Raw genomic sequence first — 23,320 nt, 5'->3', positions numbered from 1 at the left:
GATCGGCCTTCCCTCAGGCAACCGGTGTCGGCAGCGGGGCGCCGGTGACATGGGCCACCAGGTTCTCCCGCACCAGCGCGCCCATCGCGGCGCGGGTCTCCACCGTGCCGCTGGCATGGTGCGGCTGCAGCACGACATTCTCCAGCGTGAAGAAGGCCTCGTCGATCCGTGGCTCGTTCAGGAAGACGTCGAGGCCGGCCGCTGCGAGGCCGCCCGTGCGCAGGGCGTGCAGCAGCGCCGCCTCGTCCACCACGCTGCCACGCGCGATGTTGACGAGGATGCCGCCCGGCCCGAGCGCCTCCAGCACCGCGGCGCCGACCAGGCCCTGCGTCCCTGCGCCCCCGGCGGTGCAGATCATCAGCATGTCGGATTCCCGCGCCAGCGGGACGGGGTCCGCGTGCCAGGGAAGGTCCACATCCGCCTGCCGCGTGCGGCCGCTGTAGGCGACCGCCATCCCGAAGCCCTGCGCGCGGCGCGCGACGGCCCGCCCGATCCGGCCGAGGCCGACAATGCCGAGCCGCTTGCCCCAGACGCGCGTGGTCAACGCCATCGGCCCACGCGCCGCCCAGGCGCCGGAGCGGACATGCGCATCGCCGGCCGGGATGCGCCGCGCCGCCGCGAGCAGCAGCCCCCAGCCGAGATCGGCCACGTCCTCGGTCAGCACGTCCGGCGTGTTCGTCACGCGGATGCCGCGGCTGCGGGCATGGGCGAGGTCGATCGCATCCGTGCCGACGCCGAAGCAGGCGACGATCTCGAGCGCCGGCAGCATCGCCATCAGCGCCGCGCTCGCCCCGATCTCGCCGCGCGTGCCGACCGCGCGGATCCCGGGCGCGACCCCGCGGATGAAGGCGTCGCGGTCCGCCGCCTCCCACAGACGATGCACGGTGAAGTGCTGGGCGAGCGCGGCCAGTTCCTCCTCCGCGTAGGGGCCGAGGACCAGCAGGCCGGGCTTGCCGGTGGCGTCGTTCATCGTGGCGTTCCCTGGTGCTGGCGCTGCTAGACCACTGCCGTCATGCCGCCGTCCACGAACAGCACCTGCCCGTTGACGAAGCTCGATGCGTCGGAGGCGAGGAAGACCGCGGCACCGCCGAGTTCCTCCACATTGCCCCAGCGCCCGGCCGGGGTGCGCTTGCCCACCCAGTCGGAAAAGGCAGCGTCGTCCACCAGCGCGCGGTTCATCTCGGTGGCGAAGTAGCCGGGCGCGATCGCGTTGACCTGCAGGCCGAGCCGCGCCCAGTCGGCGCACATGCCGCGCGTCAGCATCCGCACCGCGCCCTTGCTGGCGGCATAGGGCGCGATGCCGGGCCGGCCGAGCTCGCTCTGCACCGACCCGATGTTGATGATCTTGCCGCGTCCGCGCGCGATCATGTGCCGCGCCACCGCCTTCGCCACGTAGAACACCGCGTCGAGGTTGGTGCGCATCAGCTCGCGCCAGGTCTCCTCGGGGAAGTCCTGCAGCGGCGTGCGGCGCTGGATGCCGGCGTTGTTGACGAGGATGTCGAGGTCGCCGCGCGACAGCACCCCGGCGACGCCCGTCACGACCGCCTCGGGGTCGGTCACGTCGAAGGGCGCGATCTCGGCCGCGTGGCCTTCCGCCGCCAGCGCGGCCGCGGCCGCCTCCAGCTTCGCCGCCGTGCGGCCGTTCAGCACCACCGCGGCACCAGCCTCGGCCAGCGCGCGCGCCAGCGCCAGCCCGATCCCCTGCCCGCCGCCGGTGACCAGCGCGCGGCGGCCGGAAAGGTCGAAGGCCCTCGGAAGCGTCATCCTCAGCCCTCCGACTTGAACCGCTTCGCCTGCCGTTCGTAGTCGCCATAGCCGAGGACGTCGCGGAGCTGGCTGCCCGGGATGGCGGCGGGCGATTCCGACCGGCCGGCGGCGATGGCGTCGAGCGCGCCCTGGATCGCGCCGATGACGGGCGAGAGCATCCCCGTCGGGAAGGTCCCGATCTTCAGGCCGAGTTCCGCCGCGCGCGCCTGGGTCGGCGTCTCGCGCGGGGCGCCGGGCGAGAGCACGGCGAAATGCGGCCGGCCCTTCGAGGCCGCGACCGCCGCGCGCACCTCCGCCTCGTCCTTCGGGCTGTCGAGGAACAGGATGTCCGCCCCCTCCTCGACATACATCGCGATCCGCGCCAGCGCCTCCTCGATGCCGGCCGTCGGGCGGCAATCCGTGCGCGCCATCACCAGGATGCCGCTGTCCTTCGCGGCCTCCACCGCCGCGCGGATCTTCATCCGCATCTCCTCGCGCGGCATGCAGGGCTTGCCGTCGGAGGTCAGCGCCCGCGGGGTGATCTTGTCCTCGATCAGCACCGCCGCCGCGCCGGCGCGGCCATAGGCGCGGACGGTGCGCTGCACGTTCATCGCATTGCCGTAGCCGTGGTCGCCATCGGCAAGGATCAGCAGGTCCGGCGCGGCGCCGCGCACCATCTCCAGGCTGTCCAGCATCTCCGCGAAGGAGACGATGTCGAGGTCGGGCGCGCCGAGCCGGGCGGCAGCGACGCAGGACCCGGACAGGAAGGCGGTCCCGAACCCCGCGGCCTGGGTCATCTTCGCGGTCAGGCCGTCCCAGACCGCCGGCATGGCGACGAAACCGGGCGCCGCCAGCAGGGCGCGCATTCTGTCGGGCGGGGTCATCGGCATTCTCGGATCCTGGACAGCGGGCTTCAGCGGAGGGCGGCGACGGCGCGGGCGATGCGGTCCGCGCCTTCGTCGAGATTGGCGGTCGAGGTCGCGATCGACAGCCTGAAATAGGGTGACAGCCCATAGGCCGCGCCGGGCACGAGCGCCACCCCTGCGCTCTCCAGCAGATGCATGACCACGTCGTCGTCGGTCGCGAGCCGCCGGCCATCCGGCGTGAGGCGCCCGAGCAGGCCCGCGCAGTTCACGTAGAGATAGAAGGCGCCCTCCGGCGGCGTGCAGGCCAGCCCGGGAATCGCGTTGATCCGGGCCACCATCCGGTCGCGCCGGGCGCGATAGGTGGCCACGCTCTCGGCGACGAAGCCCTGGTCGCCCTCCAGCGCCTCCACCGCCGCCGCCTGGCTGACCGAGCACGCATTGCCCGAAGCCTGGGAGAGCAGCGTGCCCAGCGCCTCGACCAGGTCGCGCGGTCCCGCCGCCCAGCCGATCCGCCAGCCCGTCATCGCATAGGTCTTGGACACCCCGTTGATGGCGAGCGTCCGGTCCCGCAGTTCCGGCGCGGCGGTGAGCAGGTGCGGGGCAGGGCCGTCCCCGGCGAAGCGGATGTGCTCGTAGATGTCGTCCGTCATCACCAGCACCTGCGGATGCCCGCGCAGCACCTCCGCCAGCGCGCGCCACTCCGCCTGGGTGTAGGTCGCGCCGGTCGGGTTGCTCGGCGAGTTGACGACCAGCCAGCGCGTGCGCGGCGTGATCGCCGCGGCAAGCCGCGCGGGCGCGAGCTTGAAGCCCTGCGCCTCCGGGCAGGCGACCATCACCGGCTTCGCGCCGCAGGCCAGCGCCATGTCGGGGTAGGACACCCAGCAGGGGGTGGGGATCACCACCTCGTCGCCCGGCTCCAGCGTCGCCTCGAAGGCGCTGTAGATCGCGCTCTTGCAGCCATTGGTGACGATGATGTCGTCCGGGCCGTAGTCCAGCGCGTTCTCGCGCGCGAGCTTGGCCGCGATGGCGCGCCGAAGCTCCGGCGTGCCGGCTAGGGTGGTGTAGCGGGTCGCGCCCCTGTCCATCGCCGCCGCGGCGGCGCGGCGGATGTTCGCGGGGGTGTCGAAGTCCGGCTCCCCCACGACGAGGCTCACGATGCTGCGGCCTTCGCGGCGCAGCGCGGCGGCCCGGTCGGCCGCCGCGGAACTCGGCGATGGCTTGATCCGGCGGACCCGCTCCGCGACGCGGGGTGCTGCGGTCGTGGCGGCGGACATCTCGGCGAAGCGCTCCTCGGGCGACGGAGCGGCGACGCTAGACGTGCCGGGCCGGGCTGGCCAACAGGAGTTCAAACTGGCACCATAGGCAATACTTATCGCATACCTCGTTGCAAATCGCGTGCGGGCACGGGCGTGAATCTCCGGCGGCTGCAGTATTTCGTGAAGATCGTGGACACGGGCAGCCTGACCCGCGCCGCCGACGTGCTGCGCATCGCCCAGCCCGCGCTGAGCCAGCAGCTCGCGACGCTGGAGAGCGAGGCCGGGCAGCGGCTGCTGATGCGCACCAAGCGCGGCGTGGTGCCCACCGAGGCGGGCAAGGTGCTCTACCGCCACGCGCAGCTCATCCTGCGGCAATGCGAGCAGGCGCGGGTGGACATGCAGGCCGCGGCGCAGGAGCTGACCGGCGCGGTCGCGGTCGGGCTCGCGCCCGGCACGGCGGCCGCGGGCCTCGCGCTGCCGCTGCTGCGGACGGTGCGCGCCCTGCACCCCGGCATCGTGCTCTACCTGAACGAGACCTATGGCAGCACGCTGTCCGAACTCGTCATGAACGGCCGGATGGACTTCGCCGTGCTCTATGCCGGCAAGACGGCGGTGCACGGCCTTGGCTTCGTGCCACTGCTGAAGGAGCGTCTCTGCTTCGTGGCGCCGGACCGCATGCCCGCCCCCGCCGCAGACGTCCCGGTCCGCGACCTGGCCGGGGTCGACCTGTTCATGGCCCGCCCCTACAACGTGGTGCGGCGCATGGTGGACGAGGCCTTCGCCGCCAACGGGATGACCCCGCGCGTGGTGGCCGAGATCGAATCCGACAGCACGCTGACCCGGGTGATCGCGGAAGGCCTGGGCGCGACCATCCTGCCCGAATCCATGGCTCGGCAGGTCGTCGCCTCCTGCGCGGCATGGCAGCGCCGCATCGTGGAGCCGGCGATCGAGGCGCCGCTGGCGCTCTGCCTCTCCGACCACCTTCCCCTGTCGGAGCCCGCCCAGGCCGTGAGGCGCATCGTGCTGGACCTGATCGGGGCGGCCGCCCCGGCGCCGAACGGGCCCGTCGAGGTCCGACGGGCAACATAAGCAGGCCTTATCGCGACAAACCCATTCCGTCTTGGCCAGGCGGTCGGGGCTGGCGATAGCCTCCTGCCTCGATCATTGGCCGGCGACGCATGGACCCCGACAAGCTGAAGACATTCATCGATGCGATGGCGGCCTCCGACCTCGCCGAGATGACGTTCAGCGAGGGCGGCTGGACGCTGCGCCTGAGCCGCGGCGCCCTGCGCCCCGCCGGGGCGGCGCCTTCTGCCGGGCCGCAGCGCGCCGCCGGCCCCGACCATCCCCCGCCGGTCCCGCCGCGGCCGAGGCGGGCTGCGCCGAACGGCGCGGAGATCCGCGCGCCGATGCCCGGCGTCGTCCACCTCCGGCCCGCGCCCGACCGGCCGGAATTCGTCTCGGCCGGCTCCAGCGTCGCGGCGGGCGCGGTGGTCTGCCTGGTCGAGGCGATGAAGACCTTCCTCGAGGTCCGCGCCCAGCGCGGCGGCCTGGTGGATGCCGTCCTCGTCGCATCGGGCGACGAGGTGGAATCCGGGCAGCCCCTGATGCGGATCGGGTGAGCGCGATGTTCGACACCGTCCTCATCGCGAACCGCGGCGAGATCGCGCTGCGCGTGCTGCGCGCCTGCAAGGCGCTCGGCCTGCGGACCGTCGCGGTCTTCTCCGAGGCCGACCGCGACCTGCCGCATGTCGCCCTCGCCGACACGGCGCTCTGCATCGGCCCGGCCCCGGCCGCGCGCAGCTATCTCGACCAGGCGGCGATCCTGTTCGCGGCCAGGGCCGCCGGCGCGGGCGCGATCCACCCCGGCTACGGCTTCCTGTCCGAGAACGCGGCCTTCGCCGGGCGGGTGGAGGCGGCGGGCCTCGTCTTCATCGGCCCGCGGCCCGACAGCATCCGTCTGATGGGCGACAAGATCGCCGCCAAGCGCGCGATGCGAGAGGCCGGCGTGCCCTGCGTGCCGGGCCGCGACGAGGCGCTCTCCGGCGAGTTGGAGGAGGCGCAACGCGCGGCGGCGGAGATCGGCTATCCCGTCATGCTCAAGGCCGCCGGCGGCGGCGGCGGGCGCGGCATGCGGGTGGTCGCCGCCGTGGGCGAGATGGCCGACGCGCTCGCCGTGACGCGCGAGGAGGCGCGGCGGGCCTTCGGCAACGGCACCGTCTATGTGGAGAAGTTCCTGGGCGGTCCACGCCATGTCGAGATCCAGGTGATCGCGGACACGCATGGCAACGCCTTCTGGCTCGGCAGCCGCGACTGCTCGCTGCAGCGCCGCCACCAGAAGGTCGTCGAGGAGGCGCCCGCGCCGGGGCTCGATGCCGCCCTGGTCGCCGCGGTCGGCGAACGCTGCGCCGAGGCCTGCCGCCGCATCGGCTATCGCGGCGTCGGCACCTTCGAGTTCCTCGTCGAGGACGGGGCCTTCCACTTCATCGAGATGAACACGCGCCTGCAGGTCGAGCATCCGGTCACCGAGATGACGGCGGGCCTCGACCTGGTGCAGTTGCAGCTCCGCGTCGCGATGGGGGAACGCCTGGCGCTCTCGCAGGCCGGCATCGCCTGCCGCGGTCACGCCATCGAGTGCCGGATCAATGCCGAGGATCCGGCAAGTTTCGCACCCTCGCCTGGCACGATCACGACCTGGTCCGTGCCGGGCGGACCCGGCATCCGCATCGATACGCACGCCTCGGCGGGCTACCGCATGCCGGCAAGCTACGACTCCCTGCTCGGAAAGCTGGTCGTGCATGGCGAGAGCCGCGCGGATGCACTGGCGCGTCTGCGCGCCGCGCTCGAGGAGATGCGGGTCGGCGGCATCATGACCAACCTCGACCTGCATCGCCGCATCGCGCGCGATCCCGGCTTCATCGCAGGGGGCGTGGACATCCACCACCTCGAACGGCTCATGGCGCCACGATGAGCGACGTCCCCACCGTCAGCCTCCTCGGCACCAGCGCGCTGCTGTTCGAGGCGCCGGGCGAGACCACGCTGGAGACGCAGCGCCGCATCTGGGCGCTGGCGCGCGAGGCCGCGGCCTGGCCCGAGGTGGACGAGGCCGTGCCGGGGATGAACAACCTGATGCTCGCCTTCGCGACGCCGCCGCGCAACTGCGCGCCGCTCGCCACGCGCCTGCAACAGGCCTGGGCGGCCGCCTCGCCGCTGCCGCTGGACGGGCGCCTCATCGAGTTGCCGGTGGTCTATGGCGGCGAGGGCGGCCCGCACATGGCCGATGTCGTCGCGCATACGGGTCTCCGCCCCGAGGAGGTGGCGGAGATCCACGCCGCGCCCACCTACCCGGTCTTCGCGCTCGGCAGCCACCCCGGCTACTGCTACCTCGGCGGCATGGATCCGCGGATCGCGACGCCGCGGCGCAGGACGCCGGTGCTGAGCATCCCGGGCGGGGCGGTGTCCATCGGCGGGTCGCAGACCGGCGTCTCGGCCTCCGCCGGGCCGAGCGGCTGGAACACGATCGGCTCCACCGACATGGCGTTCTTCGACGTGGACCGCACGCCGCCCACGCTGCTGCAACCCGGCGACAGCATCCGCTTCCGCATCATGCGGGTGGTCCGATGATCGAGATCCTCACCCCCGGCGCGCTCGCCACCGTGCAGGACCTCGGCCGACGCGGCGCGCTGGGCTGGGGCGTCGGCGTCTCCGGCGCCATGGACGGCATGGCGCTCGCCGCCGGCAACATCCTGCTCGGCAACGAGGAGGGCGCGGCGGCGGTCGAGATCCCCGTCTTCCCCTTCCGCCTGCGGTTCGAGGTCGCCGCGGGCTTCGCGGTGACGGGCGCGCATGTGGCGCTGTCGCTGAACGAGCGGCGACTGCTTCCCTGGTGGACCGCGCGGGCGGGGGCCGGCGACGTGCTGGAGATCGGCCCGCCCGAGGCGGCTTCCTGGCGGGCGAGCCGCGCCTATCTCTGCGTGGCTGGCGGGCTCGGCGTCGCCGCCGTGCTGGGCTCGCGTTCGACGCAGCTTCGTGGCGCCTTCGGCGGGCATGACGGGCGCCCGTTGCGCCAGGGCGACCGCCTGCCGCTCGGCACGCCGCCGGCCGGGGCGGTCCACGCAGATTGCGGGCTGGTGCCGCCGGCGCTGGCACTGCCGCTGGAGGCCGACGGCATCCCGGCGATCCGCGCGCTTCCCGCCGCCGAGCACGACCGTTTCACCGAGGCCGCGGTCGAGGCCTTCTGGAACGAGCCGTGGAAGGTGACGCCCCAGAGCGACCGCTACGGCTTCCGCCTTGCCGGGCCCACCCTCGCGCCCCGCGCGCCGATGGAACTGCGCTCGCACGGCATCGTGCCGGGCGTGGTCCAGGTGCCGCATGGCGGCCAGCCGATCGTGCAGATGCGCGACGCCCAGCCTTCCGGCGGCTATCCGAAGATCGCGACGGTGATCGAGGCCGACCTGTGGCGGCTCGGCCAGGCACCGATCGGCAGCCGCATCCGCTTCCTGCGGACGAACTGGGAAGCGGCGGTGGAGGCGCTGGACCAGACGCGGGACTGGCTCGCCGAGGCGCGCCGCCTGGTCGAGCTGCGCCGCATGCAGGAGCGCGCCGCATGAAGCTCGACGCCGCCCTGGTGGCGACCCTGTCGCGCTGGCTCGACGCGACCGACATCGACCGGCTGGAGCTTTCGGGGCCGGAAGGGGCGCTGGTCCTCGGCCGTGCGGGCGCCCCGCCGCCCGGGCCCGCCGCGCCCGCGGAAGCCGCTGCACCCGTCTCCTCGGCGTCGGTGGGCGTCTTCCTCGACCACCATCCCGGCGCCGAGCGGCCCTTCGTTGAGACCGGCGACGAGGTGGCGGAGGGCGATCCGCTCGGCTGCCTGCAGGTCGGCGCGCTGCTCATGCCGGTGCGCGCGCCGGTGGCCGGGATCGTCGCGGAGCGCATGGCGGCGCCCGGCACGCTCGTCGGCTACGGCACCCCGCTGTTCCGGCTGCAACCCCTGCCCTCCGGGGATCGTCCATGAAGCTCGACATCAACGCGGATCTCGGCGAGGGCTTCGGCCCTTGGGCCATGGGTGACGATGCGGCGCTGCTCGACCTCGTCACCTCCGGTAACCTCGCCTGCGGCTTCCATGCCGGCGACCCGCTCATCATGCGCCGCACCGTGGAGATGGCGAAGGCGCGCGGCGTGGACATCGGCGCGCATGTCGGCTTCCCGGACCGGCAGGGCTTCGGCCGCCGCCCGATGCGGGTCGAGATCCCCGAGCTCTCCGCGATGGTCGTCTACCAGCTCGGCGCGCTCGCCGGGATCGCGCGGTCGGCCGGCGCGCGCATGACACATATGAGCTTCCACGGCGCGCTCGGGAACATGGCGGCCGCGGACCGCGACCTGGCCCTTCCGCTGCTCGAGGCGGTGGCCGCCTTCGATGCCTCGCTGACGGTCCTCACCTCCTCCAGCGCCGCGATCGAGGGCGCGGCCGCGGCGCTCGGCCTGCGGACGGCCGTCAGCTTCCTCGCCGACCGCGCCTATGGCGATGACGGCCTGCTGGTCCCGCGGGGGCTGCCCGGCGCCGTCATCCACGACCGCGGGGAGGTGCTGGAGCGCGTGGCGCGGCTGCTGCGGGAGGGGTGCGTCATAACCGCGAGCGGCGCGCGCCTGCCGACCGAGGCGCGCTCGATCCTCGTCCATGGCGACACGCCGGGCGCGGTGGATCTGGCGCGCGCAATCCGGGCGGTGATCCTCGCCGAGGGCGGCGAGGCGGTGCCCCTGTCGCAGCTCGACACCGCGGACCATAAGAGTTCCTTATCCCACCAAACCGAAACCGTCTTGGCCGGCGCGCTCCAGCCTCGGGTAGCGTGACCGGGGAAAGAGGAAGCGCATGCCCTTCTCCGACTACAGGACAGCCCTTGTCACCGGCGCCTCCTCCGGCATCGGCGCGGCCGTCGTCCGCCGCTTCCGGCGCGAGGGCCTGGAGGTGCACGCGGTTGCGCGGAGCGGCGATGCGCTGGCGCGGCTCGCGGCGGAGACGGGCTGCATCGCCCACACCGCCGACGTCGCCGACCTTCCGGCGATCACCCGGCTCGTCGGCGCGATGGAGGTCGACGTGCTGGTGAACAACGCCGGCGTGGACCGCCCCCGCAAGTTCCTGGAGGCGGAGGCGGACGACATCGACCTGCTCGTCGACGTCAACCTGCGCGCGGTGCTGCATCTCTGCCGGCTCGTCGTACCCGGTATGGTCGCGCGCGACCGCGGCCATGTCGTGAACATCAGCTCCATCGCGGGAGCTTATAATTTCGGCGGCAACTCCACCTACCACGCAACCAAGGCGGCGGTGAGCATGCTGTCGCGCCAGCTCCGGATCGACGCCTTCGGCCGGCGCGTCCGCGTGACGGAGATCTGCCCCGGGCGGGTCGCGACCGACATCTTCGCCCATGTCCATGGCGACACGCCGGAGACGCGGGCGAAGTTCATCGACGGCTACGAGCTGCCCGAGGCGTCGGATGTCGCGGAGGCCATCGCCTTCGCCGTCGCGGCGCCCGTCGCGGTCAATATCGGCCACCTCGAGATCACGCCGACCCTGCAGGTGCCGGGCGGCCTCTCGACCGCCAGGCCGGGCGGCTGAGGCGCCGATGTCCGGATTCGACGTCATGGCGATCCTGGCGAACCCCGAGTTCGTCCGGATGCTCGTCCATGGCGTCCAGATGACCCTCGTCGTCTTCGCCGGGTCCTGGCTGCTGGCGATGAGCCTGGCGGCCACGCTGCTGGCGGTCCGCATGCTGCCCTCGCGCGCGGCGGAGGCGGGGGTTGCGGCCTATGTCTCGTACCACCGCAACGTGCCGACGCTGGTGCAGCTGATGTTCTGGTATTTCGGCATCGCGAGCCTGCTGCCGCCGGATGTCCAGTTCTGGCTTGCCGACCACAACAGCGAGGCGGTCTTCGCCGTCATCGCGCTGGGCCTGTGCCAGGCGGCCTATTTCAGCGAAGACCTCCGTTCCGGCCTCCGCGCCGTGCCGAAGGGGCAGTGGGAGGCGGCGCGCGCGCTCGGCCATTCCTTCGTCGGCGCGATGCGCTGGGTGCTGATGCCCCAGGCGGTGCGCAACGCCGGCCCGGCCATCGTCAACCACACCGTCTCGCTCTTCAAGAACAGCAGCCTCGCCATGGCGATCGGGGTGGCGGAGCTGACGCATGTGATCAAGGAGATCGAGAGCCGCACCTTCCGCGCCTTCGAGGCCTATCTGCTGGGCACGCTGATCTACCTTGCCTGCACGCTGCTGCTGATGGCTGCCGGCGCCTGGCTGGAGCGGCGCGGCCGGAACGCGGGGCCGGCGGCATGACGATGCTGTCCACCATCGCCGACATCGTTCGGGACAACTGGCTGCTGCTGCTGATCGGCCAGTATCCGAACGGGCCGCTCGGCGGCATCGCGGCGACGCTGATCCTCTCGGTCCTCGGCATCGCCTTCGCCTTCCCGCTCGGCGTGGCGATGGCGCTCGCCAGCCTGTCGCCCTGGCGGGCGCTGCGGCTTCCGGTCTTCGCGCTGGTCTACGTGGCGCGCGGAACGCCCCTGCTGCTCATCATCCTTTGGGTCTACTTCCTCCTCCCCCTCCTCATCGGCAACAGCGTGCCCGGCTTCGTGACCATGCTGGTCACGCTGGCGATCTACGAGGCGTCCTTCATCAGCGAGATCGTGCGCAGCGGCATCCAGGCGCTTCCGAAGGGCCAGATGGACGCGGCGCGCGCGCTGGGCCATGGCCATCTCGGCGCGATGCGCTGGGTGATCCTGCCGCAGGCGCTGTTCAACACGATCCCGAGCATCCTCAGCCAGTTCGTCTCCACCATCAAGGAAACGACGCTCGGCTACATCATCAACGTGCCCGAGCTGACCTTCGCAGCCAGCCAGATCAACAACCGGCTGATGACGAAGCCCTTCGAGATCTACGCGATCCTCGCCATCAGCTACTTCGTCGTCTGCTGGAGCCTCACCCGGCTCGCCGGCGAGCTGGAGCGGCGCATCGCGGCCAGACGCACGACCCAGCCGGCAGGGGCGGCGGCGCCCCCCCTGCTCGCACCACGCGCGGGAGAGTCCTGAGCGATGAGCGCTTCCCGACCCGAGATGATCGACTTCCGCGGCGTCAACAAGTTCTACGGCCAGCTTGCCGCCCTCGTCGACGTGACCGAGACGGTCGCCCGCGGCGAGGTGGTGGTGGTCTGCGGCCCGTCGGGCTCCGGCAAGTCCACGCTGATCCGCACCGTCAACCGGCTCGAGGACATCCATTCGGGCTCGATCGTCTTCGACGGCCAGGACGTGCATGCGAAGATGGGCAGCGCGCAGCTCAACCGGCTGCGCAGCCGCATCGGCTTCGTGTTCCAGAGCTTCAACCTGTTCCCGCACCTCTCCGCGCTGGAGAACGTCATGCTCTCTCCCATGCGCGTCAGCGGGATGGGGCGGGCGGAGGCGCGGGAGAAGGCGGCCGCCCTGCTCGACCGCGTCGGGCTGTCCGCCAGGCGCGACAACTTCCCCGGACAGCTTTCCGGCGGCCAGCAGCAGCGCGTCGCGATCGCCAGGGCGCTCGCGATGGAGCCGCCCGCCATGCTCTTCGACGAGCCGACCAGCGCGCTCGACCCCGAGATGGTGGGTGAGGTGCTGAACGTCATGCGCGGCCTCGCCCGCGACGGCATGACCATGATGTGCGTGACCCATGAGATGGGCTTCGCGCGCGACGTCGCCGACCGCGTCTGGTTCATGGACGAGGGCCGGATCGTCGAGACGGCCCCGCCGGAGGAATTCTTCGGCCGCGCCAGGCATCCCCGCGCGCAACGCTTCCTGTCGGAGCTGCGCGTGCGGTGAACGAGATCGGAACCAGGCAGAGGAGAACGGACATGAAGGCACGGAGATCAATTGTCGCGCTGGGCCTCGTCGCCCTCGGCTTCGCGGCCGCGCCGCAGGCCCAGGCCAACCAGCTGGCGGAGATCATGCAGCGGCGGGAGCTGCGCTGCGCCACCTTCGCGGACGTGCCGCCCTTCGCGGCGCCCGATCCGCGCACGCGCGAGATGGTCGGCCATGACGTCGACCTCTGCCGCGCCATCGCCCGTCGCTGGGGCGTCCAGGCCCGGATCACGCCGGTGTCCGTCGAGGCGCGCGTGCCGGAGGTCAGGCTGGGCCGCGTCGACCTGACGATCGCGAACCTCGCCTACACGCTGAGCCGCGCGGAGCAGATCCAGTTCAGCGATCCGTACTACCTCGCCAAGGAGATGCTGGCCGTCCGCGCCAACGATCCCGGCCGCAGCCGGGCCGACTATGCCGGCCGGCGCCTCGCCTCCACGCGGGGATCGACCTCGGAGCTGGCCATCCGCATGAACGGGTCCGAGCCGTTGACCTTCGCCGACACCGGCTCTGCCTTCATGGCCGTCCAGCAGAACCGCGCCTTCGGCATCGTGGCCAACACGATGACCATCACCAAGCTTGTCAACGACTCGCAGACCGCCGGTGTCCCGATGCGCATGATCGAGGAGCCGATGGCGTTCCAGCCGATCGGCGTCGGCATGAAGCGCGACGAGCCGCAGCTGCTCGCCCGCGTCAACGAGACCCTTGCCGAGATGGAGCGCGACGGGGAGCTGACGGCCATCTGGAACCGGTGGCTCGGCCCGGACACGGAGTTCAGGATGGTCCGCACCGACCGGGTGACGCCCTTCTCGCAGCTCCAGTTCACCCCGCTGCCCTAGACCATGATCCGCGTTGATTGAAGCGCGGATCAAGGTCCAGGCTCTTGTTTTCCCGCGTGATTCACGCCTCCGGCCGTTCCAGCCTGCGGCGATCACGCTCTAGGCTGCATCCGCCGCCGGGCATGACGCCCGGCGGCATGGATGGCGGCGCGCCCGACCTCGTCGCGCAGCAGGGTCGGCCGCCCCCCATGTCTGGCCATGGTCCGGGGTCGCGCCCTCAGTTCGCCGGGCCTGGCCGCGGCACATCCTCCCGCCCAAACGAAATCGAGCGCCCGTATCCACCAGCCATCCGTCGGGATCTCCGGCAGCAGGGTCGCGGCCAGCAGCAGCAGCGCCGCGGCCAGCGCGGCAGCGGTCATGCGGCCGCCCGCAGCACGGCCCCGTGCCGCTCCGCGATCGCCGCCGCGACGGAGGCATCCCCGCCTGCCGCCGAGGCCCGCGCCAGATCGGCATGGCGCAGCAGCGCGGCGCGGCGCGCCTCCCCGCGCTCGACCGCCGCCACCTCGGCCAGCACTTCGAGGAGGCGTATCGTCACGCCCGGGTCGTCCCTCGCGCCCTGCCGGAGGGGATGGAACATGGCGTCCAGCAACCCGGCATAGCTCGTCACCGGCCGTTCCAGCCGCAGCTTGCCATCGCGCAGGGTGCGGCCGTCCGGCAGGCGGCGCCCGGCCAGGTCGCACAGGGCGGCGCCCAGCCGGTCGAGCACGGCGATGGCGGTGAAGGGATCCTTCACGCCGGAGGAGAGCGCCCGCAGCCCGATCTCCACCAGTTGCCGCACCAGGAATTCGAGGTCCTGGCCGGGGCTGCGCGTGTCGCCGAGAACCGTCGCGCGTTCCAGCGCCTCCTCCGCCGCCCCGGCCCGCGCCGCTGGCCAGACGCGCCCGACCTCGGATCCGGGGAAGGCGAAGTCGCCCGGGCGCAGGCGGAGCCGGATCCTGGCGCCATGCTCGGCCGCCCACCCGGCCAGCGCGTCGTCGTCGAGCACGCGCAGGTATCCTCCGCCCGGCAGGCGCAGCGGTCCAGCGGCGCTCCCATCGGGCGGGTCGTCGGGCGGCGGCGCGGGATCATCCTCCCCGCCCCGCGGCAGCGCGCGGATCGCGGCCGCCAGATCGGCATGGACGAGGGCCACCACGCGGTCCACGCTGATCGCCATGGCGATGTGGTGGATGAACCACACCAGCACGCCGACGCAGGCGAAGGCCAGCAGCAGCGCCACCGAGACGCCGAGCTGCGGCACGAAGGCCCCCTCCTCCGCCTCATGCACCGAGCGCAGGGTGACGAGGGCATAGGCGAAGGTCGCAAGCAGCGCGCCGAGCGCGTAGCCGTTTCCGGGGTCGCGCGTGAAGTTGCGCAGCAGACGCGGCCCCATCTGGTTGGAGGCGAGGGTCAGCGCCGCAACCGTGATCGAGAAGGTGGTGCCCGCCACGCCGATGGTGGCCGAGGCGATGGCGCCCAGCACGTCGCGCGCGCCGGCCACGCCGCCCGCATAGACCCAGGCCGCGATCCAGCCCGGCATTTCCACCGCCCCGTCGGTCCGCACCAGCGTCTCGGCCGCGACGATGGCGACGGCCACCATCAGCGCCGGCCGCAGCCAGAAGGCGGCGAGCAGGTCCGCCCATTTCTGCCGAAGCCGGGGACCGGGGCCCGGGGTCACCGCCGGCCGTCCTCCGCAGCCGGGCGGGCACCGGCGGGGGGCAGGCCGGCATCGTCGTTCGCGACCTGCCAGCGCGGCGGCGGGTTCCCGACGCGCGGGCGCACGGGCCAGCCCTCCCGCTGGCGTGCGCGGTCGCCGTCGCTGGCCTCGGTCTGGTCGTGGAACAGCATCTGCTGCGTCGGATAGGGCAGGTCGATGCCGGCCCCCAGCAGGACCACCTTGCCGCGTTCCAGCACGCGGTCGACGACGTCGAGCGACTCGGCCCGCTGCGGCGGGTCGATCCACACCATCACGTCGAGCTGCACCGCGAAATCGCCGATCTCGGCCACGCGCACCTTCGGCGGCGGGTCGGCCAGCACGCCCTCGGCCCCGCGTGCGACATCGAGCAGCACGCGCCTGGCTTCGGCGATGTCGTCGCCCATGCCGATACCGAGCACGGAGAAAAGGTCCGCCGCGTTGATCGAGGGGAAGGCCACCGCCGCCCCCACCAGCACGCCAAGGCCGGTCACCAGCCCGCCGCCGATGCGCCCCAGCACGCGCGCAAGCCCCGGGCTTTCCGAGCGGAACCGCACGGCGCGCGCCACGCCTGCCCCCACGCCACGGGCCAGCAGCAGGAACAGCCCGAAGACGCCCAGCCCGAAGGCGAGCCCGGGCAGCAGCGCGAGCGTGCCCGTCGCAAGTGCATCCAGCCGGTCGATCGCAGCGCCAAGATCCATGCCAGCCATCCCTGCCCATCCGCTTGTCCGGGCAACGGCCGGGTCGCATGGCGGGTTGCCGCCCGCGCGCCAGCCGCCCCGTGGCAGAACCGACAGCGCCTGGTCCGCCCCGGCGATGACACTGAGGCTGCCATCCGTCTCCAGCACCACGGCGGCCGCGTCCTCCTGCCGAGCGACGCCGGAAGCGCGCAGCGCGGAGACCACCTCCTCCCGCGTGACGCGCTGGCCGCGCATCGCGCCTTCCAGGAAGCGGCCGCGGTGCAGCAGCAATGTCGGTTCGGATTTCACCAGCGCGCCGAAGCGCGCCGACCTCACCGACAGGAACGCCACGAGCCATTGCAGCCCGACCAGCACCGCGAAGCCGGCGGCGCCGTTGGCGAGCGGCACCGAGCTGTTCAGCAGGACCGTCGCGAGGGGGAGCCGAGTGCTGCTGTCACCACCAGATCGAAGGCGTTGAGCTTGGTCAGTGTCCGCCTGCCGGAGACGCGCAGCAGCACGACGAGCGCCAGGTAGGCGAGCGCGCCACCACCAGGATGCGGCCGAGCGACGACCAGGAATCGAAGAACATCGCGTGGATCTGGGGCCGCCGACCATGCCGGGCACACCGGGCGGGCCCTGCCGCGTGACCCTCCGGGCTGGCGGAACAACCAGGGCGGCGGGCCGGCCCGTCGTGCAAGCCGAACCAGCGCCTGCTTCGAGGACGAGGCCAGTCTCGGCCGTCACGCTCATCCGGGTCGGTCAGGAAATGGTCGGAGCGGCGGGATTTGAACCCACGACCCCCAGTCCCCCAGACTGATGCGCTACCAGGCTGCGCTACGCTCCGACGCCGGCGGCATAGCACCGCATGGGGGGCGCGCCAACCCTCCGGATGGGGGTGAATGCGGTCAGGCGCGGGCGGCGAGCGCCCGCAATTCATGCGCCAGACGCTCCAGCGCATCGAGCGCCTCGCGCAGCGCGTCCTCCGCGCCCTCCGCCTCGTCGCGTTCGGGATCGCCAAGGGGCAGTTCGGGGCTCGCGCCGGCTTCCTCGATCCCGCCCTCGCGCAACAGGCGCTGCACGCCCTTGATCGTGTAGCCCTGGGTGTAGAGCAGGTCGGAGATGCGCTTCAGCAGCGCGATGTCCTCCGGCCGGTAGTAGCGGCGGCCGCCGCCGCGCTTCAGGGGCTTCAACTGGGGGAACTTGGTCTCCCAGAAGCGCAGCACATGCTGCGGGATCTGAAGGTCGTCCGCCACTTCGCTGATCGTGCGGAAGGCGGTGGGTGCCTTGCGCGGACGTGGGCGGCCGCCGTCGCGTTCCACCTCCGCGGCCTCGTCGCTCATGCGTCGCGGCCCCGCCGGGGCGGCGCGTCGTCTCGGCCGCGGCGGGCTGGCGCAGCGGCAGCGGGGCGGGGCTGGTCGTCATCCTCCGGCCCGACATCCTGGCCGGGGTTGAGCCGGGCGCGCAGCACATGGGAAGGGCGGAAGGCCAGCACCTTGCGCGGCAGGATCGGCACTTCCACCCCCGTCTTGGGGTTGCGGCCGACGCGCTTGCCCTTCTGCCGCACCACGAAGGAGCCGAAGGCCGAGATCTTCACCGGCTCCCCCGCCGCAAGGGTCGCCGACATGCGTTCCAGCACCGTCTCGAGCAGGGCGGCGCTCTCGTTCCGCGACAGGCCGACCTGCGCGTAGATCGCTTCGGCCAGATGCGCCCGGGTGATCGTCTTCATGCCGCAACCGGCCTCTGCAAGCCCTTATCCTTGCTACAAAAGCTGTATCCGGCAGGGGCGTCAACCGCGACGTTGCGCGATGCGTGCCCCGGCCGGGTCATTCCTCCGGCCGGAACGCATCGGCGATGCGGCGCACCTGCCCCGCGCCGTCGACCAGCAGAACATCGAAGCGGATGCCGGCCGCGCCGCGGCCCGGATGCGCTGCCAGCCAGGCACCGGCGGCACCGACCAGCCGGCGCCGCTGCGCCGGGCGGAGCGCGAAGGCGGCCTCGGCCAGCGTGGGGCGGGCCTTCACCTCGACGAAGGCGAGCAGCCCCGCACGCTCGGCCACCAGGTCGATCTCCCCTGCCCCGGTCCGCACCCGGCGCGCGAGCACGGTCCAGCCCTCGGCCTCGAGCGCGGCGGCGGCCCGTGCCTCGGCCTGGCGGCCGCGACCCTCGGCGGCTTCGCGGATTTCGCGCGGGCGCTGCATGGCCTAGCCTTGTCGCATGACGGAACGGGGCGGTCGAATGCGGCGTCGCTTTCTCCTCCTGCTCGGCCTGCTGCTGCTGCCCGGCCCGCTCCGGGCGGATGCCGCGCGCCGGCACATGGTGGTCGCCCCCAACCCGCACGCCGCCGAAGCCGGGCGGCAGGTGCTGCGGGATGGCGGCAGCGCGCTCGATGCCGCGATCGCGGCGGCGGTGATGCTGACGCTGGTGGAGCCGCAGGCCTCCGGCATCGGCGGCGGCGGGCTGATGCTGACGCGGCGCGGGTCCGACGGCGCGATCGAGGCCTGGGACGGGCGCGAGACGGCGCCCGCTTCCGCCACGCCGCGCCTGTTCCTGCGCGCCGATGGCCAGCCCATGTCCTTCGCCGAGGCGATGGAGGGCGGGCGCGCGGTCGGCGTGCCGGGGCTTCTGCGGATGCTGGAGGCCGCGCATCGCGACCATGGCCGCCTTCCCTGGGCGCGGCTGCTGGAGCCGACGATCCGGCTTGCCGAAGCGGGATTCGCCGTCTCCCCGCGCCTTTCCGCGGCCATCGGCGCGACCGCCGCGGCGCTGCGGCGCGACCCCGGCGCGCGGGCCCATTTCCTGGACGAGGGCGGCAATCCCTGGCCGCCCGGGCACATGCTGCGCAACCCGATGCTCGCGGCCACGCTGCGCGCAGTGGCGGCGGAAGGGGCGGATGTTCTGCATCTCGGCCCCGTCGCGGCCGACATCGCGGTGGCGGTGCAGGGGCACCGCAACCCCGGCGGGATGACGGAGGCCGATCTCGCCGCCTACCAGCCGCGCCGGCGGGCGGTGCTGTGCGGGCCCTACCGGGGGTTCCGGGTCTGCGGCATGGGTCCCCCGACCTCCGGCGGGGTGGCGGTGGGGCAGATCCTCGGTCTGCTCGGCCATTTCGACCTGCGGGGCCTGCCGCCGGGCGGCCCCGACGCGGCGCATCTGCTGGGCGAGGCCGGGCGGCTGGCCTTCGCGGACCGCAACCTCTACCTCGCGGACGACGCCTTCGTGCGGGTGCCCGTCCGCGGCCTGCTCGATCCCGCCTACCTGACCGGGCGCGCGCAGCTGATCGACCGGGACCGCGCCATGGCCCCGCCGCGGGCCGGCAACCCGCCCTGGCAGGACGCGCTTCTGGCCCCCCAGGCCGAGGAGCACGAGGCCGGGACCAGCCATGTCGCGGTGCTCGATTCGGACGGCAACGCCGTGTCCCTGACGCCGACGATCGAGGCGGTGATGGGCGCGCGCATCATGGTCCGCGGCTTCCTGCTGAACAACCAGCTCACCGACTTCGCCTTCGCGCCGGACCAGGACGGCCGCCCGGTGGCCAACCGTGTGGAGCCGGGCAAGCGCCCGCGCTCCTCCACCGCACCGACCATCGTGCTGGATGCGGAGGACCGGACGGCGATGGTGCTGGGCTCGGCGGGCGGGGCCCGCATCATCTTCCACGTCGCGCAGGTGCTGGTGGCGATGATCGACTGGGGCATGATGCCCGCTGAGGCAGTGGCCCTGCCGCGGATCGGCGTCGTCGGCACCGGCCCGGTCGAGCTGGAGGCCGGGACGCCCGCCGCGGCCCTCGCCCCGGCGCTGGAAGCACGCGGCCACCGGACCGATGTGCGGGAGAACGGCTCGGGCCTCGCCGTCATCCGGGTCACGCCGGGGGGGCTGCTCGGCGCCGCCGATCCCCGGCGGGAAGGCGCGGCGCTCGGCGACTGAGCGGCTTGCAGCCGGAGCGCCCCGCATGGCGTTCTGGGCCCCAACCACCCGAGGAGAGACACGCCATGCCGAACCTGCCCCGCCTCGCCCTGCTGCTGCCGCTGCTGGTCGCCGCCCCCGCCGCGGCGCAGGACACGCGGGAGATCGGCCATGTGAACACGGCCATCACCAACCTGGGCCTGACGCGCAGCCACCGCGTGGTGGTGGAGCGGTTCGACGACCCGGAGGTGCGCGGCATCTCCTGCTACATCAGCCAGGCGCGGACGGGGGGCCTGTCCGGGATGCTCGGCGTGGCGGAGGACCCGGCGCGCTTCGCCATCACCTGCACCGCCACCGGCCCCGTGCAGGTGCAGCCCGGCGCCCAGCGGGGCGAACGCGGCGAGGTGGTCTATGAGAGCAGCACGAGCCTGTTCTTCAAGGAAACCCGCGTCCACCGCTTCGTGGACGAGGAACGCCAGGCGGTGGTCTACCTCGCCTGGTCCACGCGCCTGGTGGATGGCTCGCCTTACAATGCGGTGGCGGTGGTGCCGATCCGCTGACCGGCGCAGGCGGTCACGCCAGTCGCGGCATCGCCTCGCCGGGGGGCTGTGCGCCGATCTCGGCCACGGTGTTCCGCCAAGCCGCCAGGCGTTGCGGGCCGGTCGGGTGGGTGGAGATGAGGCCGGGCGCATCCGCGCGCCCCGCCGCCTGCGCCAGCCGCACCCAGACTCGACCGGCTTCCTCCAGCCCGTAGCCGGCGCGATGGACCATGAAGGCGGCAAGGTAGTCGGCCTCGCGTTCCTCCTCCTGCGAATAGGCCAGCCGCGCAGCGCCGCCCGCAAGCCGCCCACCTGCCTCCGACCCCAGCGGCCCGGCGAGGTAGCCGCCGACCAGCGACCCGATGACGGCGCCGAGCCGCATCCGCGTTCCCGCCCGGGCAAGGTGCCGCGCCAGGTGGTGGCCGTATTCATGCGCGACGACGGCGGCCAGCTCGGCGTCGTTCTCCACCACGCCCAGCAGACCGGACGTGACCGTGACGGCCGGGCCCTCGCTGGCGAAGGCGTTCACCTCGTCGGACCGCGCGAGCGCGACGGCGAAGCGGCAGGGGCCGTCGAGGTAGCGGCGGCACATCGGGTCCGACGCCTCGGCGACCCGGGCCGCGACGCGGCCGAGCATCGCCGCCTGCTCCGCCTCCGGCCGGTCATGGCGGCGCAGCGGCGGCGCGGCGCCGATGGCGCGCTGCGCGGCCGCAAGCTCCATCCCCGCCGGCTGCGGCAGCGCATGCTGCGCGCCGCAGCCGCACAGGAAGCCGGCGCCGGCCAGGACCAACCCCCGGCGGGCGACAGGCCGCCCAGCCACCAGCACGCCAGCCATCGCCCTGCCCTCCGCGGTGAAGCACCGCGTCAGGACGCCGCGAGAAGCTCCCCGGTTTCCGGCAGGCGCGGCCCGCCGTCGCGGCCTTCCTCCACCGCGTGGCAGGCCGCCAGAGTCTCCGGCGTGCCGCGGGCGGGGATCATCGCCGGGCGTTCGGCCCGGCAGCGGTCATTCGCCAGCGGGCAGCGCGGGTGGAAGGGGCAGCCCGAGGGCGGGTTGATGGGGCTCGGCACCTCGCCCCCCACCGGGATGCGCTGCCGCCCCGTCATCTCCAGGTCCGGGATCGCCTCCATCAGGGCGCGCGTGTAGGGGTGCCGCGGCGTGGTGAACAGCGTCTCGGCCGGCGCAAGCTCCACCAGGCGGCCGAGATACATCACGCCGATCCGGTCGCTGACCTGCCGCACCACGGCGAGGTTGTGGCTGATGAACAGGTAGGTCAGGCCGAGCCGCGCCTGCAGGTCCTTCATCAGGTTCAGGATCTGCGCCTGCACCGACACGTCGAGCGCGCTGGTCGGCTCGTCGCAGACCAGGAATTCCGGGTTGGAGGACAGCGCGCGCGCGATCGAGATGCGCTGCCGCTGCCCGCCCGAGAATTCGTGCGGGAACTTCTGCCCGTCGAGGGGGGAAAGCCCGACCTGCGTCAGCAACTCCCCCACCCGCGCGTCGATCGCGGCGCCGTCCTTCGTCAGCCCGAAGGCGCGGATCGGCTCGGCGATGATGTCGCGGACGCGCCAGCGCGGGTTGAGGCTGGCATAGGGGTCCTGGAAGATCATCTGCATCCGGCGGCGCTGCGTGCTGTCCGCGCGCGCCTCCGCCAGGTCGCGGCCGTCGAACAGCACCTTGCCCCGCGTCGGGCCGTAGAGCCCGACGACGAGCCGCGCGACGGTGGACTTGCCGCAGCCGGATTCGCCGACCAGCGACAGCGTGGTGCCCTTCGGGATGGCGAAGGACACGCCATCCACCGCGCGCAGCGTGCGCTTCGCCTCCCGCGCCAGCACGCGCTGGAGCAGCGGGCGGGACACGTCGAAGAAGCGCGCGACGTCCTGCGTCTCGAGCATCGGCTGCATCACGTCACGCATCGGCATGCGCCTTGTCGTCCCGCAGGTAGCGGTCGGAGGGATTGTCGCGCAGCAGCCGCGCCGACGGGTCGGCGTAGAGCCAGCAAGCCGCGCGCGTGTCGCCCGCATCCAGCAGGTCAGGCCGTTCCACCCGGCAGCGGTCGAAGACGCGCGGGCAGCGCGGGTTGTAGGCGCAGCCCTTCGGGATGGCGGAAAGCCGCGGCATCGCGCCGTCGATCTGCTGCATCCGTTCCAGCCGGTGGCTGATCGGCGGGATGGAGCCCATGAGGCCGGCGGAATAGGGGTGCGCGGGGTGCTTCACGACGCTCCGCACGCTGCCGATCTCCGCGATGCGGCCGGCATACATCACCGCGACCCGGTCGGCGGTCTCCGCGATGACGCCCATGTCGTGGGTGACGAGCATCATCGCCGTCCCCTTCTCCCGCGCGAGGCGCTTCAGCAGGGCGATAACCTGCGCCTGGATGCTGACGTCGAGCGCGGTGGTCGGCTCATCCGCCACGATCAGCTTCGGCTCGGCGCAGAGCGCGAGAGCGATGACGACGCGCTGGCGCATCCCGCCCGAGAATTCGTGCGGGTAGCTGTCGATGCGCTGCGCGGCGGCGGGGATGCCGACGAGTTCCAGCCACTCGATCGCCTTGGCACGCGCCTGGGCGGGGTTCAGCGGCAAGTGGGTGGTCATCGTCTCCACCAGCTGCCGGCCGATGGTGTAGAGCGGGTTCAGCGTGGTCAGCGGGTCCTGGAAGATCGCGCCGATCTGCCGCCCGCGGACGCTCCGCATCTCCTTGTAGGGCAGGTTGTCGATGCGCCGGCCGTCGAGCAGGATCTGCCCGCCCGCGATGCGGCCCGGCGGCTCCAGCAGGCCGATGATGGCGGCGCCGGTCATGGACTTGCCGGCACCAGATTCGCCCACCACGCCCAGCACCTCGCCGGGATGGATGTCGAAGGACACGTCGTCGAGCGCGACCAGCGTGCCGCGGCGCGTGGGGAACTCCACGCGGAGGTTCTTCACCTCGAGCAATGGTTGGGTATTGGACAT

General features: G+C 72.8%; 27 protein-coding genes and 1 tRNA gene. 14 read left to right on the top strand and 14 right to left on the bottom strand.

The features are described from left to right. Positions 1 to 13 precede the first annotated feature (13 nt). Genes ACK8OX_RS03185 through ACK8OX_RS03170 form a run of 4 tightly spaced genes read right to left on the bottom strand, consistent with a single transcriptional unit; the run spans position 14 to position 3,886 of the window. A complete protein-coding gene (locus ACK8OX_RS03185; RefSeq protein ID WP_430662472.1) occupies positions 14 to 970 on the bottom strand; it encodes a 2-hydroxyacid dehydrogenase in 957 nt (318 codons plus the stop codon). Between the two features lie 26 nt (positions 971 to 996). After that, the gene (locus ACK8OX_RS03180; protein WP_430662471.1) at positions 997 to 1,764 is read right to left on the bottom strand and encodes an SDR family oxidoreductase; all 768 of its coding nucleotides are present in this window, start codon (positions 1,762 to 1,764) and stop codon (positions 997 to 999) included. A 2-nt stretch (positions 1,765 to 1,766) separates the two neighbouring features. Continuing rightward, the gene (locus ACK8OX_RS03175) at positions 1,767 to 2,630 is read right to left on the bottom strand and encodes an isocitrate lyase/PEP mutase family protein (protein WP_430662470.1); all 864 of its coding nucleotides are present in this window, start codon (positions 2,628 to 2,630) and stop codon (positions 1,767 to 1,769) included. A 29-nt stretch (positions 2,631 to 2,659) separates the two neighbouring features. Then, on the bottom strand, positions 2,660 to 3,886 hold the full coding sequence (locus ACK8OX_RS03170) for an aspartate transaminase (protein ID WP_430662469.1): 1,227 nt from the start codon (positions 3,884 to 3,886) through the stop codon (positions 2,660 to 2,662). Positions 3,887 to 4,021: 135 nt separating this feature from the next. On the opposite strand from ACK8OX_RS03170, the gene nac reads away from it, so the two are divergent. The 12 genes from nac to ACK8OX_RS03110 all read left to right on the top strand — a co-directional run bounded on the left by nac (position 4,022) and on the right by ACK8OX_RS03110 (position 13,582). Continuing rightward, positions 4,022 to 4,957: a nitrogen assimilation transcriptional regulator NAC gene (gene nac / locus ACK8OX_RS03165; RefSeq protein ID WP_430662468.1), complete on the top strand. Its 936-nt coding sequence runs from the start codon at positions 4,022 to 4,024 to the stop codon at positions 4,955 to 4,957. A gap of 89 nt (positions 4,958 to 5,046) precedes the next feature. Further along, complete coding sequence (locus ACK8OX_RS03160) at positions 5,047 to 5,490, top strand: acetyl-CoA carboxylase biotin carboxyl carrier protein (protein ID WP_430662467.1); 444 nt, start codon at positions 5,047 to 5,049, stop codon at positions 5,488 to 5,490. A 5-nt stretch (positions 5,491 to 5,495) separates the two neighbouring features. After that, the gene (gene accC, locus ACK8OX_RS03155) at positions 5,496 to 6,839 is read left to right on the top strand and encodes an acetyl-CoA carboxylase biotin carboxylase subunit (protein ID WP_430662466.1); all 1,344 of its coding nucleotides are present in this window, start codon (positions 5,496 to 5,498) and stop codon (positions 6,837 to 6,839) included. Beyond that, positions 6,836 to 7,492 carry a 5-oxoprolinase subunit PxpB gene (pxpB, locus tag ACK8OX_RS03150; protein ID WP_430662465.1) on the top strand — a complete coding sequence of 219 codons (657 nt, stop codon included), beginning with the start codon at positions 6,836 to 6,838 and terminating at the stop codon, positions 7,490 to 7,492. Before accC ends, pxpB begins: the two co-directional genes overlap by 4 nt. Next, positions 7,489 to 8,478 carry a biotin-dependent carboxyltransferase family protein gene (locus ACK8OX_RS03145; protein WP_430662464.1) on the top strand — a complete coding sequence of 330 codons (990 nt, stop codon included), beginning with the start codon at positions 7,489 to 7,491 and terminating at the stop codon, positions 8,476 to 8,478. The genes pxpB and ACK8OX_RS03145 overlap by 4 nt, the downstream gene beginning before the upstream one ends. Beyond that, the gene (locus tag ACK8OX_RS03140; protein WP_430662463.1) at positions 8,475 to 8,882 is read left to right on the top strand and encodes an acetyl-CoA carboxylase biotin carboxyl carrier protein; all 408 of its coding nucleotides are present in this window, start codon (positions 8,475 to 8,477) and stop codon (positions 8,880 to 8,882) included. The genes ACK8OX_RS03145 and ACK8OX_RS03140 overlap by 4 nt, the downstream gene beginning before the upstream one ends. Beyond that, positions 8,879 to 9,718 carry a LamB/YcsF family protein gene (locus ACK8OX_RS03135; protein ID WP_430662462.1) on the top strand — a complete coding sequence of 280 codons (840 nt, stop codon included), beginning with the start codon at positions 8,879 to 8,881 and terminating at the stop codon, positions 9,716 to 9,718. The genes ACK8OX_RS03140 and ACK8OX_RS03135 overlap by 4 nt, the downstream gene beginning before the upstream one ends. 19 nt (positions 9,719 to 9,737) lie before the next feature. Continuing rightward, positions 9,738 to 10,481 carry an SDR family oxidoreductase gene (locus ACK8OX_RS03130; protein ID WP_430662461.1) on the top strand — a complete coding sequence of 248 codons (744 nt, stop codon included), beginning with the start codon at positions 9,738 to 9,740 and terminating at the stop codon, positions 10,479 to 10,481. Positions 10,482 to 10,488: 7 nt separating this feature from the next. Continuing rightward, complete coding sequence (locus tag ACK8OX_RS03125) at positions 10,489 to 11,193, top strand: amino acid ABC transporter permease (protein WP_430662460.1); 705 nt, start codon at positions 10,489 to 10,491, stop codon at positions 11,191 to 11,193. Beyond that, the gene (locus tag ACK8OX_RS03120; RefSeq protein ID WP_430662459.1) at positions 11,190 to 11,948 is read left to right on the top strand and encodes an amino acid ABC transporter permease; all 759 of its coding nucleotides are present in this window, start codon (positions 11,190 to 11,192) and stop codon (positions 11,946 to 11,948) included. The genes ACK8OX_RS03125 and ACK8OX_RS03120 overlap by 4 nt, the downstream gene beginning before the upstream one ends. Positions 11,949 to 11,951: 3 nt before the next feature. Then, positions 11,952 to 12,707, top strand: a complete 756-nt coding sequence (locus tag ACK8OX_RS03115) for an amino acid ABC transporter ATP-binding protein (RefSeq protein ID WP_430662458.1) — start codon at positions 11,952 to 11,954, stop codon at positions 12,705 to 12,707. A gap of 32 nt (positions 12,708 to 12,739) precedes the next feature. Continuing rightward, positions 12,740 to 13,582, top strand: coding sequence for an ABC transporter substrate-binding protein (locus ACK8OX_RS03110; RefSeq protein ID WP_430662457.1), 843 nt, complete (start codon positions 12,740 to 12,742; stop codon positions 13,580 to 13,582). A gap of 92 nt (positions 13,583 to 13,674) precedes the next feature. Here ACK8OX_RS03110 and ACK8OX_RS03105 read toward each other — a convergent pair whose 3' ends face one another. From ACK8OX_RS03105 to ACK8OX_RS03075, 7 genes are all read right to left on the bottom strand, one after another. After that, positions 13,675 to 13,941, bottom strand: coding sequence for a hypothetical protein (locus tag ACK8OX_RS03105; protein WP_430662456.1), 267 nt, complete (start codon positions 13,939 to 13,941; stop codon positions 13,675 to 13,677). Next, a complete protein-coding gene (locus tag ACK8OX_RS03100; protein ID WP_430662455.1) occupies positions 13,938 to 15,236 on the bottom strand; it encodes a DUF2254 domain-containing protein in 1,299 nt (432 codons plus the stop codon). Before ACK8OX_RS03100 ends, ACK8OX_RS03105 begins: the two co-directional genes overlap by 4 nt. After that, positions 15,233 to 16,339 (bottom strand): YetF domain-containing protein, encoded by a 1,107-nt coding sequence (locus tag ACK8OX_RS03095; protein ID WP_430662454.1) that lies wholly within the window; start codon positions 16,337 to 16,339, stop codon positions 15,233 to 15,235. The genes ACK8OX_RS03100 and ACK8OX_RS03095 overlap by 4 nt, the downstream gene beginning before the upstream one ends. 359 nt (positions 16,340 to 16,698) lie before the next feature. Next, positions 16,699 to 16,775 (bottom strand) — tRNA-Pro (locus tag ACK8OX_RS03090). Positions 16,776 to 16,836: 61 nt separating this feature from the next. Then, entirely contained in the window at positions 16,837 to 17,271 is a 435-nt protein-coding gene (locus ACK8OX_RS03085; RefSeq protein ID WP_430662453.1) for a MerR family transcriptional regulator, read from the bottom strand. Then, on the bottom strand, positions 17,268 to 17,657 hold the full coding sequence (locus tag ACK8OX_RS03080; protein ID WP_430662452.1) for an integration host factor subunit alpha: 390 nt from the start codon (positions 17,655 to 17,657) through the stop codon (positions 17,268 to 17,270). Before ACK8OX_RS03080 ends, ACK8OX_RS03085 begins: the two co-directional genes overlap by 4 nt. A gap of 97 nt (positions 17,658 to 17,754) precedes the next feature. Continuing rightward, the gene (locus tag ACK8OX_RS03075; protein ID WP_430662451.1) at positions 17,755 to 18,129 is read right to left on the bottom strand and encodes a YraN family protein; all 375 of its coding nucleotides are present in this window, start codon (positions 18,127 to 18,129) and stop codon (positions 17,755 to 17,757) included. 37 nt (positions 18,130 to 18,166) lie between these two features. On the opposite strand from ACK8OX_RS03075, the gene ggt reads away from it, so the two are divergent. Then, the gene (gene ggt / locus ACK8OX_RS03070; RefSeq protein WP_430662450.1) at positions 18,167 to 19,852 is read left to right on the top strand and encodes a gamma-glutamyltransferase; all 1,686 of its coding nucleotides are present in this window, start codon (positions 18,167 to 18,169) and stop codon (positions 19,850 to 19,852) included. Between the two features lie 65 nt (positions 19,853 to 19,917). Next, positions 19,918 to 20,391 carry a CreA family protein gene (locus ACK8OX_RS03065; RefSeq protein WP_430662449.1) on the top strand — a complete coding sequence of 158 codons (474 nt, stop codon included), beginning with the start codon at positions 19,918 to 19,920 and terminating at the stop codon, positions 20,389 to 20,391. 13 nt (positions 20,392 to 20,404) lie between these two features. On the opposite strand, the gene ACK8OX_RS03060 is transcribed toward ACK8OX_RS03065, so the two are convergent. Genes ACK8OX_RS03060 through ACK8OX_RS03050 form a run of 3 tightly spaced genes read right to left on the bottom strand, consistent with a single transcriptional unit; the run spans position 20,405 to position 23,320 of the window. Next, positions 20,405 to 21,205 carry a M48 family metallopeptidase gene (locus tag ACK8OX_RS03060; RefSeq protein WP_430662448.1) on the bottom strand — a complete coding sequence of 267 codons (801 nt, stop codon included), beginning with the start codon at positions 21,203 to 21,205 and terminating at the stop codon, positions 20,405 to 20,407. A 29-nt stretch (positions 21,206 to 21,234) separates the two neighbouring features. Continuing rightward, positions 21,235 to 22,290 (bottom strand): ABC transporter ATP-binding protein, encoded by a 1,056-nt coding sequence (locus ACK8OX_RS03055; RefSeq protein ID WP_430662447.1) that lies wholly within the window; start codon positions 22,288 to 22,290, stop codon positions 21,235 to 21,237. Further along, a complete protein-coding gene (locus ACK8OX_RS03050) occupies positions 22,277 to 23,320 on the bottom strand; it encodes an ABC transporter ATP-binding protein (protein WP_430662446.1) in 1,044 nt (347 codons plus the stop codon). Before ACK8OX_RS03050 ends, ACK8OX_RS03055 begins: the two co-directional genes overlap by 14 nt.

The organism is Falsiroseomonas sp. CW058 (genome assembly GCF_050563535.1).
In the GTDB taxonomy this organism is placed as follows: Bacteria; Pseudomonadota; Alphaproteobacteria; order Acetobacterales; family Acetobacteraceae; genus Falsiroseomonas.
Note: the sequence above shows the minus strand (reverse complement) of the source record. Positions and strands in the feature narration are given on the sequence as shown.